At 60.3% G+C, this 15,369-nt stretch carries 15 protein-coding genes; 8 read left to right on the top strand and 7 right to left on the bottom strand.

Annotation, left to right across the window (positions count from 1 at the left end; genetic code table 11):
• Nucleotides 1-29 precede the first annotated feature (29 nt).
• Nucleotides 30-992 (top strand): Dyp-type peroxidase, encoded by a 963-nt coding sequence (locus BVU99_RS02705; RefSeq protein WP_099817123.1) that lies wholly within the window; start codon nucleotides 30-32, stop codon nucleotides 990-992.
• 26 nt (nucleotides 993-1,018) lie between these two features.
• Here the strand turns inward: BVU99_RS02705 and arsC are convergent, their stop codons facing one another.
• From arsC to BVU99_RS02690, 3 genes are all read right to left on the bottom strand, one after another.
• Nucleotides 1,019-1,450 carry a glutaredoxin-dependent arsenate reductase gene (gene arsC, locus BVU99_RS02700; RefSeq protein ID WP_025303339.1) on the bottom strand — a complete coding sequence of 144 codons (432 nt, stop codon included), beginning with the start codon at nucleotides 1,448-1,450 and terminating at the stop codon, nucleotides 1,019-1,021.
• A gap of 14 nt (nucleotides 1,451-1,464) precedes the next feature.
• Nucleotides 1,465-2,754, bottom strand: a complete 1,290-nt coding sequence (locus BVU99_RS02695) for an arsenic transporter (protein WP_025303340.1) — start codon at nucleotides 2,752-2,754, stop codon at nucleotides 1,465-1,467.
• A 70-nt stretch (nucleotides 2,755-2,824) separates the two neighbouring features.
• Nucleotides 2,825-3,151, bottom strand: coding sequence for a metalloregulator ArsR/SmtB family transcription factor (locus BVU99_RS02690; protein ID WP_099817122.1), 327 nt, complete (start codon nucleotides 3,149-3,151; stop codon nucleotides 2,825-2,827).
• A 151-nt stretch (nucleotides 3,152-3,302) separates the two neighbouring features.
• Between BVU99_RS02690 and BVU99_RS02685 the strand changes: the two genes are divergently transcribed.
• The 4 genes from BVU99_RS02685 to BVU99_RS02670 all read left to right on the top strand — a co-directional run bounded on the left by BVU99_RS02685 (nucleotide 3,303) and on the right by BVU99_RS02670 (nucleotide 6,272).
• The gene (locus BVU99_RS02685) at nucleotides 3,303-4,412 is read left to right on the top strand and encodes a YbdK family carboxylate-amine ligase (RefSeq protein WP_025303342.1); all 1,110 of its coding nucleotides are present in this window, start codon (nucleotides 3,303-3,305) and stop codon (nucleotides 4,410-4,412) included.
• 95 nt (nucleotides 4,413-4,507) lie between these two features.
• A complete protein-coding gene (locus BVU99_RS02680) occupies nucleotides 4,508-4,687 on the top strand; it encodes a hypothetical protein (protein ID WP_019453520.1) in 180 nt (59 codons plus the stop codon).
• A 212-nt stretch (nucleotides 4,688-4,899) separates the two neighbouring features.
• Nucleotides 4,900-5,496 carry a hypothetical protein gene (locus tag BVU99_RS02675; RefSeq protein ID WP_025303343.1) on the top strand — a complete coding sequence of 199 codons (597 nt, stop codon included), beginning with the start codon at nucleotides 4,900-4,902 and terminating at the stop codon, nucleotides 5,494-5,496.
• A 2-nt stretch (nucleotides 5,497-5,498) separates the two neighbouring features.
• Nucleotides 5,499-6,272, top strand: coding sequence for a DUF3307 domain-containing protein (locus BVU99_RS02670; protein ID WP_025303344.1), 774 nt, complete (start codon nucleotides 5,499-5,501; stop codon nucleotides 6,270-6,272).
• Nucleotides 6,273-6,320: 48 nt separating this feature from the next.
• Here BVU99_RS02670 and mgtA read toward each other — a convergent pair whose 3' ends face one another.
• Entirely contained in the window at nucleotides 6,321-9,020 is a 2,700-nt protein-coding gene (gene mgtA / locus BVU99_RS02665) for a magnesium-translocating P-type ATPase (protein ID WP_025303345.1), read from the bottom strand.
• 241 nt (nucleotides 9,021-9,261) lie between these two features.
• Nucleotides 9,262-9,960: an MgtC family protein gene (locus tag BVU99_RS02660; RefSeq protein ID WP_025303346.1), complete on the bottom strand. Its 699-nt coding sequence runs from the start codon at nucleotides 9,958-9,960 to the stop codon at nucleotides 9,262-9,264.
• Nucleotides 9,961-10,393: 433 nt separating this feature from the next.
• Here BVU99_RS02660 and BVU99_RS02655 point away from each other — a divergent pair, with 433 nt between their 5' ends.
• Together BVU99_RS02655 and BVU99_RS02650 are read left to right on the top strand one after the other, a co-directional pair.
• Complete coding sequence (locus BVU99_RS02655; RefSeq protein WP_235614446.1) at nucleotides 10,394-10,651, top strand: glycoside hydrolase; 258 nt, start codon at nucleotides 10,394-10,396, stop codon at nucleotides 10,649-10,651.
• 33 nt (nucleotides 10,652-10,684) lie between these two features.
• Nucleotides 10,685-12,070 (top strand): CoA transferase, encoded by a 1,386-nt coding sequence (locus BVU99_RS02650; RefSeq protein WP_025303347.1) that lies wholly within the window; start codon nucleotides 10,685-10,687, stop codon nucleotides 12,068-12,070.
• Here BVU99_RS02650 and BVU99_RS02645 read toward each other — a convergent pair.
• Nucleotides 12,067-12,942, bottom strand: coding sequence for a LysR substrate-binding domain-containing protein (locus BVU99_RS02645; protein ID WP_049203960.1), 876 nt, complete (start codon nucleotides 12,940-12,942; stop codon nucleotides 12,067-12,069). The genes BVU99_RS02650 and BVU99_RS02645 overlap by 4 nt on opposite strands.
• Before the next feature lie 101 nt (nucleotides 12,943-13,043).
• On the opposite strand from BVU99_RS02645, the gene BVU99_RS02640 reads away from it, so the two are divergent.
• Entirely contained in the window at nucleotides 13,044-14,459 is a 1,416-nt protein-coding gene (locus tag BVU99_RS02640) for a pyridoxal-dependent decarboxylase (RefSeq protein ID WP_049296076.1), read from the top strand.
• 12 nt (nucleotides 14,460-14,471) lie between these two features.
• On the opposite strand, the gene BVU99_RS02635 is transcribed toward BVU99_RS02640, so the two are convergent.
• Complete coding sequence (locus tag BVU99_RS02635) at nucleotides 14,472-15,176, bottom strand: GNAT family protein (RefSeq protein WP_025303350.1); 705 nt, start codon at nucleotides 15,174-15,176, stop codon at nucleotides 14,472-14,474.
• Between the last annotated feature and the right edge of the window lie 193 nt (nucleotides 15,177-15,369).

Raw genomic sequence — 15,369 nt, 5'->3', positions numbered from 1 at the left:
TTCACCCGAACACACTGGAGCCGAATGCAATGAATGCAAATAACCCTCTGCCGCAAGCCGTATTCACACCGGTGACGCGCCATGCCATCTTCATCGTCGCTACCCTGTCGCCCGTTCCCGCCCATCTAGCGGCGGTGCGCGCCTGGTGCGGCGACATTGCCGCCGTGGTGCGTTCGGTCGGCAAACGCGCGCCGGCAAGCAATCTCACCTGCGTCTGCGGCTTCGGCTCCGAAGCCTGGGATACGCTGTTCGGCGCACCGCGCCCTCGCCAGCTGCATCCGTTCAGCCCGATCGGCAGCGGGGAGCGCGTCGCCGTCGCCACGCCCGGCGACATCCTGCTGCACATCCGCGCCGATGAAATGGATCTGTGTTTTGAACTGGCCTCTCAGTTGACCGCCAAGCTCGGCGACGCCGTGACGGTGATAGAAGAGGTGCACGGCTTCCGTTATTTCGATCAGCGCGCCATGATCGGCTTCGTCGACGGCACGGAGAACCCGGAGGGGCACGAAGCCTTCGACTACACGGTGATCGGCGACGAAGACGCGGCGTTCAGCGGCGGCAGCTATGTGCTGGTGCAAAAATACCTGCACGACATGCAGGGCTGGAACTCGCTCAGCGTGGAAACGCAGGAGAAGATCATCGGCCGCCATAAGCAGTCCAACATCGAGCTGGATGAAGCGGTCAAACCGTCGTCGTCGCACAGTTCGCTGACCACCATCACCGACGAGCAAGGCAACGAGGTGAAAATTCTGCGTGACAACATGCCGTTCGGCCGCCCCGGCCTGCGCGAATTCGGCACCTACTTTATCGGCTATGCACGCTCCCCGCAGCCGATCGAGCAGATGCTGGAAAACATGTTCATCGGCCGCCCGGCCGGCAACTACGATCGGCTGCTCGATTTCAGCCACGCGGTGACCGGCACCCTGTTCTTCGTGCCTTCTGCCCCGCTGCTGGAAGCGCTGGCCGACCGCAGCGGCGCCGAACTGCACTGATTGAATGAAATACGGGGCCACAGCGATTAGCCATTGGTTATCCTGTGGCCCTGCGCATCAATCACCGGCTCTCCGTCCTCTTTGCTGAAAGCGCCACGCTGCGGATCCGGCAGAATCTCCAACACCGCCTCCGACGGACGGCACAAACGCGTACCAAGCGGAGTCACCACAATGGGGCGATTGATCAGGATCGGCTGTTGCAGCATGAAGTCGATCAGTTGATCATCGTTCCAACGAGTCTCGTCCAGTTTCAACTCGGCGTAAGGCGCGACGTTTTTACGCAGCAACGCGCGCGGCGTCATGCCCATCTCGGCCAGCAACGCAATCAACCGTTCGCGGCTGGGCGGCGTTTCCAGATACAAAATCACCTCAGGCTCAGCGCCGCTGTTGCGGATCAGCGCCAACGTGTTGCGCGACGTGCCGCAGGCCGGGTTATGGTAAATCTTGATACTGCTCATGACGGTTTCTCCGGTTAGGACAAAACGGACAGCCGCAGCGCCAGCGCGGCCAGGGTGACGAACAGGATCGGCAGCGTCATCACCAGTCCCACGCGGAAATAATAGCCCCAGGTAATGACGATGTTCTTTTTTGCCAACACATGCAGCCACAGTAACGTCGCCAGGCTGCCAATCGGGGTAATTTTGGGGCCGAGATCGCTGCCGATAACGTTAGCGTAAATCATCGCCTGTTTGATGACGCCTTCCGCACTGCTGCCGTCGATAGACAACGCCCCCACCAATACCGTCGGCATGTTATTCATGATGGAAGAGAGAAATGCGCTCAGGAAGCCGGTGCCAAACGTCGCTGCCCACAGCCCCTGCCGCGCCAATGCGTCCAGCACACCGGAAAGCCAATCGGTCAAGCCTGCGTTGCGTAGCCCGTAGATCACCAGATACATGCCCAGTGAGAAAATGACGATCTGCCAGGGCGCTCCGCGCAACACCTTACCGGTATCGATCGCTAGCCCGCGTTTCGCCACCGCCAACAGAACCAGCGCGCCGCAGGCAGCGACCAAACTTACCGGCACACCGAGCGGTTCCAGGGCGAAGAAGCCAATCAGCAACAGTGCCAATACCGCCCAGCCGGTCCGAAACGTCGCGCGATCGCGAATCGCTTCCCGTGGCACAGGTAAACGCGTCAATGCGTAGCGCTGCGGAATATCCTTGCGGAAGAACAGATGCAACATCACCAGCGTCGCCGCGACGGCGGCAAGGTTGACCGGCACCATCACCGCCGCATACTCCGTAAAGCCCAGCCGGAAGAAATCCGCTGAAACGATATTTACCAGGTTGGACACCACCAGCGGCAGGCTGGCAGTATCGGCGATAAAGCCCGCCGCCATGACGAAAGCCAGCACGGCAGCAGGACGAAAACCGAGCGCCGACAGCATGGCGATCACGATCGGCGTCAGAATCAACGCGGCGCCATCGTTCGCGAACAGCGCCGCCACTACGGCCCCCAGTAGAAGCATATAGGTAAACAGCCATCGACCTTTGCCGTTGCCCCAACGTGCGACATGCAAGGCGGTCCAGGTGAAGAAGCCGCTTTCATCCAGCAACAGGCTAATGATGATGACGGCGATAAAGGTCGCGGTCGCATTCCAGACTATCTGCCACACCACGGGAATATCGCCGACGTGCACCACGCCGCTCAATAATGCCAATCCCGCCCCGAACGACGCACTCCAACCGATGCCCAGCCCTTTCGGTTGCCAGATGACCAAGATCAACGTCAGAATAAAGATCGCCCCTGCCACTATCATCGCTGCTCTTTCGCCCTTTTAAGTTTACATATTCGATTTTTCATATGTATTTACGTAAATTTTTTTACCCTTACGGACAACCTTTCGCCACACGTTGCGCTAACTTCGTCATCTGTTCTGGCCGACACTGATAAGCCTGCTCAATAATCGCCGCGGCCCAAGCCGGCATATGTGGCGACAGGCGATAATGTATCCATTTACCATCGCGCCGATCGAGCAACAGCCCGCTTTCGCGCAGCATCGCCAGATGCCTTGAGATTTTGGGTTGCGGCAGCGCCAGTGCGCCCGACAACTCGCAAACGCACAGCTCGCCGGCGTGGCGCAGCAACAGCACCAGCGTCAGACGCGTCTCGTCAGACAGGTTTTTAAACAGCTTCAGCGGCGTCAATGGCGTCATGTCGCACTCCCGTTAACCTTTATCTTCTCCACAAATCGCTCGTGAAGATACCATCTTCATATTCGAAAAAACAAATATAAAATGCAAAACGTTGCCCTCCTCACCGAGACATATACTTATCTTTATGCCGTTCTTGCAGGAAGGAGGTACCATGCCGCTCACATTCAAACGTTCGGAAAGGCTCTCCATCGGCACCGAAATAGAGTTACAGCTGGTCGATGCCGAGCACTACGATCTGGCGGATCGGGCCGACCGGGTGGTCAGCGCGGTCGGCGACCGCCGGCGCGTCAAGCATGAGCTCACCCAATCGATGGTGGAGCTGAACAGCTCGGTGCACCGCGATCTCGATGAGCTGCACGCCGAGCTGCGCGCCCTGACCCATACCGTCCGGCGCAGCGCGCAGCGCCTGGGCTGTGACGTCTGCGGCGGTGGTCGGCACCTGAGCAACGACTGGCGCAAGCAGGTCATCAGCGACAGCGCGCGCTACAGGCAGCTGGCCAGCCGTTTTGGCTATCTCTCCAAGCTGGCCTGCGTATTCGGCCAACACATTCACCTCGGCGTCAACGACGGGGACGAGGCGATGTACCTGTGCCATGCGCTGACGCCCTATTTTCCGCAGCTGATCGCGCTCAGCGCCTCGTCGCCGCTGTATCAGGGGGTCGACACGCGCTTTGCCAGTTCCCGCTTCAGCGCCCAGAATTCTTTCCCCAACTACGGGTGCCTGGAACACATCTACAGCTGGCGCGAATTCAACGCTTACTACGAACGCTTGAACGCCGCCGGCGTGATTGAAAGCGTCAAGGATATTTACTGGGATGCACGGCCGAAACCGGAGCTGGGCACGGTGGAGATCCGCATCTGCGATACGCCGCTTCGCCTCGCGCACGCCGTGCTGCTGGTCGGTTACTGCCGTCTGCTGGCCGATTTTCTGTTGCAACGCCGGACGCCGATCGCGCCGGAATACGATGCCTTCACCCACTACAACAAGATCAACGCCTATCGCAGCGGTTTCGCCGCCGAATACGTCGATCCCACGACGCTGCGCCGCAGCAGCCTGACCGCCCACATCCTGCACACCCTCGAGGCGCTGAGCGATTTCGCCGAGCGGCGGGAGGATCGGGCCGTGTTACAGGCCGTCGAGCGCCATGTCCGCCAGGGCATCAGCGATTCGGAGCATATCCGCCAGATGTTGCACAACGGCCTGCCGCAGGCTCAGGTGATCAAACGCCTGTGCGATGAGCTGTTGCAACCGGCAAGTTAAGTTTCGGCTATCGATTCCATACGCCAAAGCCACTGTTCATTATGTGCTCTTTCGCTACAATCGTGAGCACTGACATTCACCGTATCGAGGACACCATGTACAACTTCTCCCGCTATCAGGCAAAAGAACTGGCGCTGGCTTACATGAGCGGCAAAAAACACGATCTGTCGCCGCAGGAGTTTTTGCAACAGCTGAAAAGCAGCGAACGATCGTTTGAGCACCTGCTGAAGCACGGCAGCGAAATGCCGCGTGAAGTGCTGGTTAAAAGTTTCTGAACGGCCGGTTGCCGGCCATTTTCCCTCTACGCCGCCGGTGGCGAGCCTGACAGGCCCGCGCATTCCCGGCCGTTCGTCCCCTTTCCTCACGCCACCGCATTTCGTTCTCACAGGCGAATTCCCTACAAATTCGTATCCAAAGACGAATTATTGACATATTCGTATCCAGGTGCGAATTTATAGTCATCCCTCGGTAAGCAACGGAACACGCTATGTCGACGCCAATCAGCGTAATCAGCGGCGATCTGGTCGATTCTCGCCGATCAGATACCGTCAACTACCTCAACGAGCTGCACAGCCTGCTCGATCGGCTGCAGCGCGACGGGCAGCTTCATCAGGTGGAAATCTTTCGCGGCGACGCCTTCCAGGCGCAGGCCGCCCCGGAGGACGGGCTGCTGCTGGCGGTATATATTCGCCTCGCGCTGCGAGCGATGGGCGCCGCGCACTGGGATGCGCGCGTCGCCGTCGGGCTGGGCAGCCAACGGCCCGACGCCGCGGGTTACGGCAGTGCCTTTATCAACTCCGGCAGCGCGCTGGACGCCATGGCGAAAAATTGCCGCCTGGCTCTGAAAACCGACAACGATCGGACAAACGCCATTGTCAGCGATCTGCTGCCGATGTTAGATCATGTGATTGGCCGCCTGTCGCAGACCGAAGCGCGCATCGTCCAGATGAGAATGTTCGCCGACAGCGGCGCCGCCGTGGCGGACCAGCTGCAAAAAGCCGCCTCCACGGTCTCCGCCGCACTGAAACGCGCGGCCTACGAGGAAATCATGCGGTTTATTCACGCCATTAACAGGATCGTCTGACTATGGATCTGACCTATGCGCCTTTGCTGGCCTGGCTGTTGCTCGTCCATCTGCTGGCGGATTTTCCGCTGCAGCCGCTGAGTTGGGTGGAAGACAAAATCCAACATCGCGCGCGTTCGCGTTTTCTGGTATTGCACGCGTTGCTGCACGGGGTGCTGGCCGCCTGGGTGGTGGCCGGGTTCGGCCTGCTGCACGGCGGGCTTTCTTCACTTCAGGTGCTGGTCAGCCTGCTGGTCATCGCCGTCAGCCACTACCTGATCGATTTGCTGAAAGTCACCGTCATGACCCGCCTGAGCCCGGCCCGCAGTTTCCTGCTCGATCAGGGGTTGCATCTGGCGGTGATCACCTTGCTGTGGCTGGGGCTGACGCCGAATGCCGGTGAACTGCTCGCCGCGCTGGGGCAGCAGTTGGGGCGTTGGCAAATTGGCCTGGTGCTGGTGGCCTACAGCCTGATTTATCTGCCGATGAGCCTGCTGATCGGGCAACTACTGGCGCACTGGACGCCGCAAATGCCGCCTTCGGCCAAGGCCGACAACGATTCGCTGCTGCGCGCGGGCAAACAGATTGGCTATCTGGAGAGAACGCTGATCCTGACCTTCGTGCTGCTGGGGCAAATTCCGGCGATCGGTTTTTTGCTGGCGGCCAAATCTATCTTCCGTTTCGGCGATCTGCGCCAGAGCGACGATAAGATGCGCACCGAGTATGTGCTGCTCGGCACGCTGTTTTCCTTCACGCTGACCATCATGCTCGGCCTGCTGGTCAACAAACTGCTGTAGTAGTGCAGGGGCGAAGAATTTCGCCCCCGAAGTGAACGCCGAGGCGGCTTACAGCCACTCGCCGAAGCGGCGGATGTAGAAACGCTTCATCAACTGCGCGACCACGCAGTAGCTGACCAGCGTAGCGGCCAACCACGGGAAGTATTCCCACGGTAGCGGCTGCAGGCCAACCAGGGCGCCGAGCGGCGAGAACGGAATGTAGATGCCGAGCGCCATCACCAACCCGGTGGTCAGCAACACCGGCAGCGCCGCGGTGCTCTGAATGAACGGGATCTTCTGGGTGCGCAGCATATGCACCACCAGCGTTTGCGACAACAGCCCCTCAATGAACCAGCCGGACTGGAACAGCGCCTGGTGTTCCACGCTGTTGGCGGCAAACACGTACCACATCAGCGCATACGTCGTAATATCGAAGATCGACGAGGTCGGCCCAATCCACAGCATAAAGCGCCCGATGTTTTTGGAGTCCCACTTGCGCGGTTTGCGCAGGAACTCTTTGTCCATCTTGTCCCACGGCAGCGACAGCTGGGAAATGTCGTACATCAGGTTTTGAATCAACAGGTGGATCGCCAGCATCGGCAGGAACGGGATGAAGGCGCTCGCCACCAGTACCGAGAACACGTTGCCGAAGTTGGAACTGGCGGTCATGTTCAGATACTTGATGATATTGCCGAAGGTCTCGCGCCCTTTGATCACCCCCTCTTCCAGCACCATCAGGTTCTTTTCCAACAGGATGATATCCGCCGATTCCTTGGCGATGTCGGTGCCGGTGTCGACCGAAATGCCGACGTCAGCATCGCGCAGCGCCGGCGCATCGTTGATGCCGTCGCCGAGGAAGCCGACGGTATGGCCGTTGCTCTGCAACATTTTCAGCACCCGCGATTTCTGCAGCGGCGTCAGCTTGGTGAAGACCGTGCGCTGTTCAACTTCGCGCGCCAGCTCTTCGTCATCCATCTGTTCAATCTGCAGCCCGGAGAGTGGTTCGCCCGGCTCCAGGCCTACATCGCGGCAAATCTTACAGGTGATCACCGGGTTGTCGCCGGTCAGCACCTTCACCGTCACACCGTTTTCCTGCAGCGCGGCGATCGCCTGCTGCGCGCTCTCCTTCGGCGGGTCGAGGAAGGTCAGCAGCCCTTGCACCACCATGTCGCGCTCGTCGGCCACGCTTAGCGGTTCGGCCGGGCGCTGCGCATCCAACTCACGCGTCGCCAGCACCAGCACGCGGAAACCGTCTTCGTTGTACTCGCGGGCCAGCGCCTGCAACGCCGCACGGCGCGCGTCGTCCAGCTCCAGCATCTTGTCGCCTTCACGCACGTGGGTGGCGATCTCCAGCATCTCCTCCACCGCGCCCTTACAGATCAGCTGCTGCTTGCCATTCTCATCCGCCACCACGATCGACAGACGGCGGCGCACGAAATCGAACGGCAGCTCATCCACCTTGCTGAAACGCCCCAGGGCTTCAATCCCCGGTTTGCCGCGCCCGAAACGGATCACCGCCTGATCCATCAGGTTCTTCATGCCGCTCTGATGGAAGCTGTTCAGCCAGGCCAGGTGCAACACTTCGTTATCCCTGGCGCCAGTGACGTCGATGTGGTGCTCGAGAATGATGCGGTCCTGGGTCAGCGTGCCGGTCTTGTCGGTGCAGAGCACGTCCATAGCACCGAAGTTCTGAATGGCGTTCAGACGCTTCACCACCACCTTGCGACGCGACATGGCGATCGCCCCTTTCGCCAGATTGGAGCTGACGATCATCGGCAGCATTTCCGGCGTCAGGCCGACCGCCACCGCCAGCGCGAACAGCGCCGCCTCGCTCCAGTCACCTTTGGTGAAACCGTTGATCAGCAACACCACCGGCACCATCACCAGCATGAAGCGAATCAACAGCCAGCTGACGCTGTTCACCCCGCGATCGAACGCGGTTTGCGCCCGCGAACCAACGATTGACTTGGCCAACGAGCCGAAGTAGGTGCGCCCGCCGGTCGCCACCACCACCGCCGTAGCGGTGCCGCTGGCGACATTGGTGCCCATCAGGCAGATGTTGGAGAGCTCAAGCAGCGCGTTCTCGCTGGACACTTCCCCTTCGCTCGACTTCTGCGCCACGTTGCCCATGGCATCGTATTTCTCGATCGGGATCGCTTCGCCGGTCAAAATCGCCTGGCTGATGAACAGATCGCGCGAGGCGATAAGGCGTACGTCGGCCGGCACCATATCACCGGCGGAGAGCTGGATGATATCCCCCGGCACCAGTTCGCGGATCGGCACTTCCAGCGTCAGCGGATGCGCGCTGTAGCTGCTGCGGCGCAGCACCGTGGCGGTGGTGCGCACCATCGACTTCAACGCTTCCGCCGCTTTGTTGGTGCGGTATTCCTGCCAAAAACGCAGCAGCCCGCTCAGCGTGACCATGGTCAGGATGATAATGACGCCGGTGAGTTCAGTTTCTTCACCGCTCTGGCGCGGCAGCCAATAATCGGTAAAGAAACTGATCGCAGCCAGCACCATCAGCACGAAGATAAACGGGTTGTTGAAGGCCTTGATCAGCTGGATCAGGGCATGCGGCGCCTTGTCATGGGCGACCTGATTGGCGCCGAACTGTTCCAGCCGCTCATCGGCGTCGTCCTGGGTCAAGCCGTTGCGGTTGCACTTCAGGTTCGCCAGCGTTTGAGCGATGCTGTTGGTCGCCTCTTGCGCAATGGCGTAGGTCACCGCGTCTTTATCACGGCGACGCGTTCTTTCATTAATCTGAGTCATAACGCTATTCTCTTATTTTCGTTCTGCGCACAGCGAAGCCCCGCCCGATAAACAGGTGACTCTGCGCAGCTTGGAATTTTTTATTAGCGTGACTAAATGGCGGAATTACCCTGTCAGCCACGCTGGAATCATTTTCCTTCCGGGGTCATCGTCCATAATGCCTCCTTAATGCTCCGCGTTATTCAGGCGAGCCCGAATAACCTGAGCATATAATCAAGTTAATAAATATTTATATAATTAATCAGACCGGTAATTCGGACGCGACGCGCCAGCGAACGGCACTCACGCTTTTCTCCAGGCTGACGCGGCAGACAATACCCTCAATTTCTTTTTGCGCGGCCGGCGTGGCGGTAATTTCCGCGCACACTTCCAATTGCCCCGGGCTGGAGATATCGGCGCTGCGCAAGGATTGCAGCCGCAAGGCCACGCCGTTCAGCGCCTGCAGAATCAGGGTGCGCACCAGAATTTCGTCCTGCTCGCCGCAGGTCACCTGAATGCGATAGCACAGTTCCAGATCGGTTGCCTGCTGATGCGGCTGCAGATTGATACGCTGCGCGGCTTCGCGCAGCAGGATATTGGCGCACAGGATCACCAGCGTAGCAACCACCGCATCCCAATGCTGGCCCAGGCCGCACAGGACGCCGATCCCCGCCGAACACCACAGCGTAGCGGCGGTGTTAAGGCCGCGAATGTTCAGCCCTTCACGCATGATAACGCCGGCGCCGAGGAAACCGATACCGGATACGATCTGCGCAGCCACCCGGCCGGCGCTGGCCGGATCGGTGGACATGGAGCTGAGAATAAAGACCGCCGCACCGGTCGCCACCAGCGCATTGGTGCGCAGGCCGGCCATGCGTTGGCGCCACTGGCGCTCGGCGCCAATGACCGCGCCCAGGCACATCGCCAGCAATAAATTTAAAACGAAAGGAGTCATAGCCATGACTGTCCCCTTAATTAACCGCAGGAGATAAAATCATGTGCTGTTTAGCACACGCGAAAGCGCGCTGAAAATAAATCAGCGAATCAGCGTGTCGTGCCTGGAGGGAAAAGGCTGTGGCTGCAAAATACCATAATAACGTCCAACTCGATTCACCTGAAACCGTCAGGCATCAGGAAACGTTTATTACTCGGGTATGCACAGCTCAGAAATAACTGGAGAGGGGTGCTGCCCGCCGATAACGGCAAGCAACAAATCAGAAGAGAATTGGTCAGCTTGCCTTATTTGTTTTATTACAACTACAACTGTCCAATTGGGTTTCTCCACCGAAATTTTTGCTGAGTATAGTGACGTCGGATAATGAAGTAAAGGCTAATTTATTAAACGAAAAATAAACTGGAATACGGCGATTATATTTCGATGTCACAAATAGAAGGTGCCAACATTGGGCGCCGACGCCGCCTTCCGGCCGCTGCATCAGGCTCTATGGGACAAAGCGTTGTTGGACTTCCGCTGGCTCGATCGGGACGGCTGGGTGCAGCAGACGACCTTCAGCGACGGTTCGACGCTGGCCGCCAACTTTACGCGCAGCCTTTCACTGTCATCGCGGCCCACAGCCTGCGCGCCAAACTGGCCGACGGCCGCACATTCGACGTTACGCCTTAGCAAGGTCGCCGGCGGTGGGCTACGCTAGGCTATATTTCCGACAACCCGTAAGGAGTGGCCGATGACGCCTCTGATCCACACTCTGCTCGACGAGATTTGGCGAAGCCTGGGACAGCGCCCCGCCCCTACCGACCGGTTAACCATTAGCGGCGTCGGCGCATTGCCTTCGGCTTTTCCCGTCACAGAATTGGCGACCGCCGCCTGGAGCGCCGCCGGTTTGGCCTGCGCCGAGTTGCTTCGCTGCGAGGCCGCCGACGCGCCGCAGGTCTGGATCGATCAACGCCTGGCCTCGCTCTGGTTTGGCTGGACGCTGCGGCCGCTGGGATGGACGCTGCCTGCGGCCTGGGACGCACTGGCCGGCGACTACGCGACGGCGGATGGCTGGATACGTCTGCATACCAATGCGCCGCACCATCGGCGAGCGGTGGAACAGGTGCTGGGTTCGGCATCGGATAAAGGCACGCTGGCGGAACGTGTGCTGGACTGGAAAAAAAGCGAGCTGGAGGAAGCCGTGATCGAGGCCGGCGGCTGCGCGGCCCAAATGCGCTCGGCGGCCGCGTGGCGACAACATATTCAAGGCAAAAGCGTAGCGCTCGAACCGCTTATCCACGCCTCGCTGCAGCCGGAAGCGCCACCGCCGGGCTGGGCGCTACCCGTCGCCCGGCCGCTGCACGGCGTGCGGGTGCTGGATCTGACGCGCATTCTCGCCGGGCCGATCGCCACCCGTTTTCTTGCCGGTTTGGGCGCCGACGTGCTGCGCATCGATCCCTACGGCTGGGATGAACCCGGCGTCGAGCACGAGGTGATGCTGGGCAAGCGCAGCGCACGCCTCAACCTGACCAATGCGCGCGATCGCCATACGTTTGAACATCTGCTGAAAAACACCGACGTGCTCGTGCACGGCTACCGTGCCGGTGCGTTGGAGAAATTGGGCTATGGCGCGGAGGAAAGACGCGCGCTGGCGCCGGGCCTGATCGACGTCTGCCTGAATGCCTACGGCTGGAGCGGGCCGTGGCGGACCCGGCGCGGTTTCGACAGCCTAGTACAGATGAGCTGCGGGTTGGCGGAGGCGGGTATGGTTTGGCGCAGCGCCAGTTTGCCGGTGCCGCTGCCGGTACAGGCTCTGGATCACGCCACCGGCTATTTGATGGCGGCAGCGGTGCTGACCGGTATGACACAGCGCCTGAGCCGCGGTACCGGCTACCACGCGCGGCTGTCGCTGGCGCGCACGGCGCAACTGCTGCTGGCGCACCCCTGTTCGGCAGATTATCGACCGGAACCGCTGGCACCGGCCGGCCCCGCCGACGAGAACCCGGAAACAGAACTGACTTACTGGGGGGCCGCGCAACGCCTGCGCGCCCCGTTAAGCCTGCAGGGTACGGCGCTGCAATGGGCGCTGCCGGCGACTACGCTCGGCACCTCGCAACCGGAATGGCTACGCCGCTAAATCGCCGCCAACTGTCGCTGAAGCCACTGCAGCAAGCGGGTAACCGCCGGCGTCAACCCGGCGGTCTGCGGCCACACCAGGTAAACGTCGTCATCGCTCAGACGACGGGGCGCGGCCAACGCCACCAGTCTCCCCGCGTCAAGCGCATCCTGCACCAGCAGCTTTTTCGCCAACGCGATGCCAAACCCTTGCTCCGCCGCGCGAATCAGCAATCCGGCATCGTTGAATAACGCCTGTTGTCGCCCGCATAACGGCCGCCCCTGCGCGTTGAACCAGTCGCGCCAGGGACTGACGTCGTGCTCGAGCAACGGAATATCGCCACCGTTCTCGAACGCCGCCCTCCATTCTCGCGCTATATCCGGCGAAGCGACCGGCAGCACGTCACCCGACGCGATGCGCTGCGCCTGCAGCCCCGTCCATTGACCACTGCCGATACGGATCGCCGCATCGAACCCTCGCTGCGACAGATCCTGCAGCGCCAGCGACGCATCAATATCCAGCGCAATATCGGCGCAGGCCTCATGAAAAGCAGGCAGACGCGGCAACAGCCAATAATGGGCAAAAGACGGCAACACGCTGATACGCAGCGTCTGGCTTGTCGCCGCACGCCGGGCGCGGGCGACGCCCTGCTGCAGTGCCTGCAACGCCGGCTCTACCGCCGCCAACAACTCTCGCCCGGCGGCATTCAGGCGTACACCGCGCCCGCGCCGTTCAAACAGCGGATAGCCGACCGCCTGCTCCAGCAACTGAATTTGCTGGCTGACCGCGCCGTGCGTCAAATGCACCTGTTGCGCCGCAGCGCGCAAATTTTCCAACCTGGCGGCGATCGCAAAGGTCGGCAAGACATGCAAGGGAATGCGTTCATTCATCATTGGTTAACCAGGCTATCCAAAAAGGTTATTTTTCATCGATTTTGACCGGCAGGCAAATGCTCTATGTTTACCCCATCATCCCTGACGCTTTCGGAGCCACCATGCACCCACGTTTACAACAGGACCTCGCGCAGTTTCCGCAGATCCTCGACCACACCCGCCAGTTGGCGGAGGATTTCCTGGCCGGGCTGCAGCAACGCTCGGTCTGCCCACCGCTCGAGCATCAGCAGCTGCAACCGGGCGACGATCGGCTGGAGGAAAACGGCGAAGGCGCCCTGGCAGCGCTGGAGCGCTTTTGGCAACGTTATCAGGCCGGCATTTCCGCCAGCGCCGGCCCGCGTTATTTCGGCTTCGTCACCGGCGGCGGCACCCCGGCGGCGGTCGCAGCGGACTGGCTGGTTAGCGTGACAGACCAAAATAGCCTGCTCAGCCATGATACCATTGCAGCCACGATCGAGCTGGCGGCCGTGACGCAGTTGAAATCCCTGCTGGGTCTGCCGGAAACGTTCAGCGGCAGCCTGGTCAGCGGCGCGACCATGGCCAATTTCACCGGGTTGGCCATTGGCCGGCAGTGGCTGGGACAACAGCAAGGCGTGGATATCGCCCAACAAGGCCTGGCGGCGCTGGGCCCCATCCGGGTATTGGCGGCCAATCCGCATTCCAGCAGCGTGAAGGCGCTCAGCATGCTCGGCATCGGCCGCGAGGCGTTGACGATCGTCGCCAGCCTGCCGGAGTCTGAAGCCATGGATATGGAAGCGCTGGCGCGGCAGCTCGCCGCCGGCGCTGGCCAGCCAACGTTGGTACTGGCCAGCGCCGGTACGGTCAACACTGTCGCTTTCGACGATCTGCCGCAGCTGCTGGCGCTGCGGGAGCGTTATCCATTTTGGCTGCATGTCGATGCGGCATTCGGCGGCGTGGCGGCCTGCTCACCGCTATACGCCTCAAAGCTCGAGGGCTGGCAGCATGCCGATTCCATCACCGTCGATGCGCATAAATGGCTGAATGTGCCTTATGACAGCGCGATCCAATTTACCCGCCATTTGGATCTGCAAATGCAGGTATTTCAGAACCATTCGGCTTACCTGGAAGCACCGACGCTGCGGCCAGACAACTATCTGCATCTGACGCCAGAAAATTCGCGCCGCTTCCGCGCCTTGCCGCTTTGGCTGACGCTGAAAGCCTATGGTCGCAGCGGTATACGAGATATCGTCGAGCGCAACGTCGAACTGGCGCAGGCGCTGGGGGCGGCGTTAGCGGCCGATGACGGTTTCCATCTGCTGGCGCCGGTGAATTTGAACGTGGTGTGCTTCGCCCTCAGTCATCCACAGGGTGAGAGCGAAGCGGCGCGCGATCGCTTTCTCGAACGCCTTAGCCGGCATGGCGTGGTGCGTTGCACCCCTACGCGTTACAACGGCCAGCCGGGGATCCGCGCCGCGCTGGTCAACTGGATGACAGAGGAACAGGACATCCGCTTGACGTTGGACTCGCTGCGCCATTGCCTGGCGGAAACGGCCTAACGCGCGCGGCGATTACCCGAGTTGGAAGGCCTGCAAACGACGTTCTTGCCGCCCGTCTTCGCTGATGTTATCCGGCGACAGCCAGGCGGCAAACGCCGCGTATCGTGCCGGCCATTCTCCATCAACGATCGACAGCCAGTCGGTGTCGCGCGAGCGTCCTTTAACAACGACGGCCTGGCGGAACGTGCCTTCATAGCGGAAACCCAAGCGCTCGGCGGCCTGGCGTGAAGGCAGATTGAGGCTATCGCATTTCCATTCGCAGCGCCGGTAGCCAAGATCGTCGAAAAGATGCCGCAGCATCAAGAAAATCGCCTCGCTGCCCAGCGCACTGCGCTTCATCAGCGGCGACCAGTTGATGGTGCCCAGTTCGGCCACGCCGTTGCCAGGATCGATGCGTAAAAAAGCGCAGGTTCCCACGGCGTGCCCGTTCGTCTGATCGATCACCACCATCGTGTTTCTGTCTGCGCTGGACACCTGCGCCTGAAGATAACGCTGGAAATCTGCGTGCGACTGCGGCCGTTCCCAAAACAGATAGGTCCAGTCACGATCGTCCTCAGCGGTTTGGTAAGCCTGATAAAGCGCATCCCCCCAGCGCGCGAGGTTAAGCGGTTCGAGGCGGCAAAACCGCCCTTGCAGCGGCGTGTGCCCGGGTATGCCTGCCGGCTGCCAATGAGGAAGGGCCTCACCTATCGGCTGCCCATACTGATTCTGTCTCACCGCGACATCCTGTTTTTGAAAGGTGGAGAGGCAAGTTAAAACCAACGCGGGCCAGAGACAACTCCGACCTGCCATTCCTCCCCGTGGATCGGACTGCAGGATGATAGTTTAGAGAAATCACTCAATCACCGTTAAACATTCACGAAAACTATTTCATGCGAAATAAATATCTATATAACTCATTGTAAAACGG

Source organism: Serratia sp. OLAL2, assembly GCF_002752475.1.
Classification (GTDB): Bacteria; Pseudomonadota; Gammaproteobacteria; order Enterobacterales; family Enterobacteriaceae; genus Serratia; species Serratia bockelmannii.
This window is presented reverse-complemented; position numbering and strand designations above follow the sequence as displayed.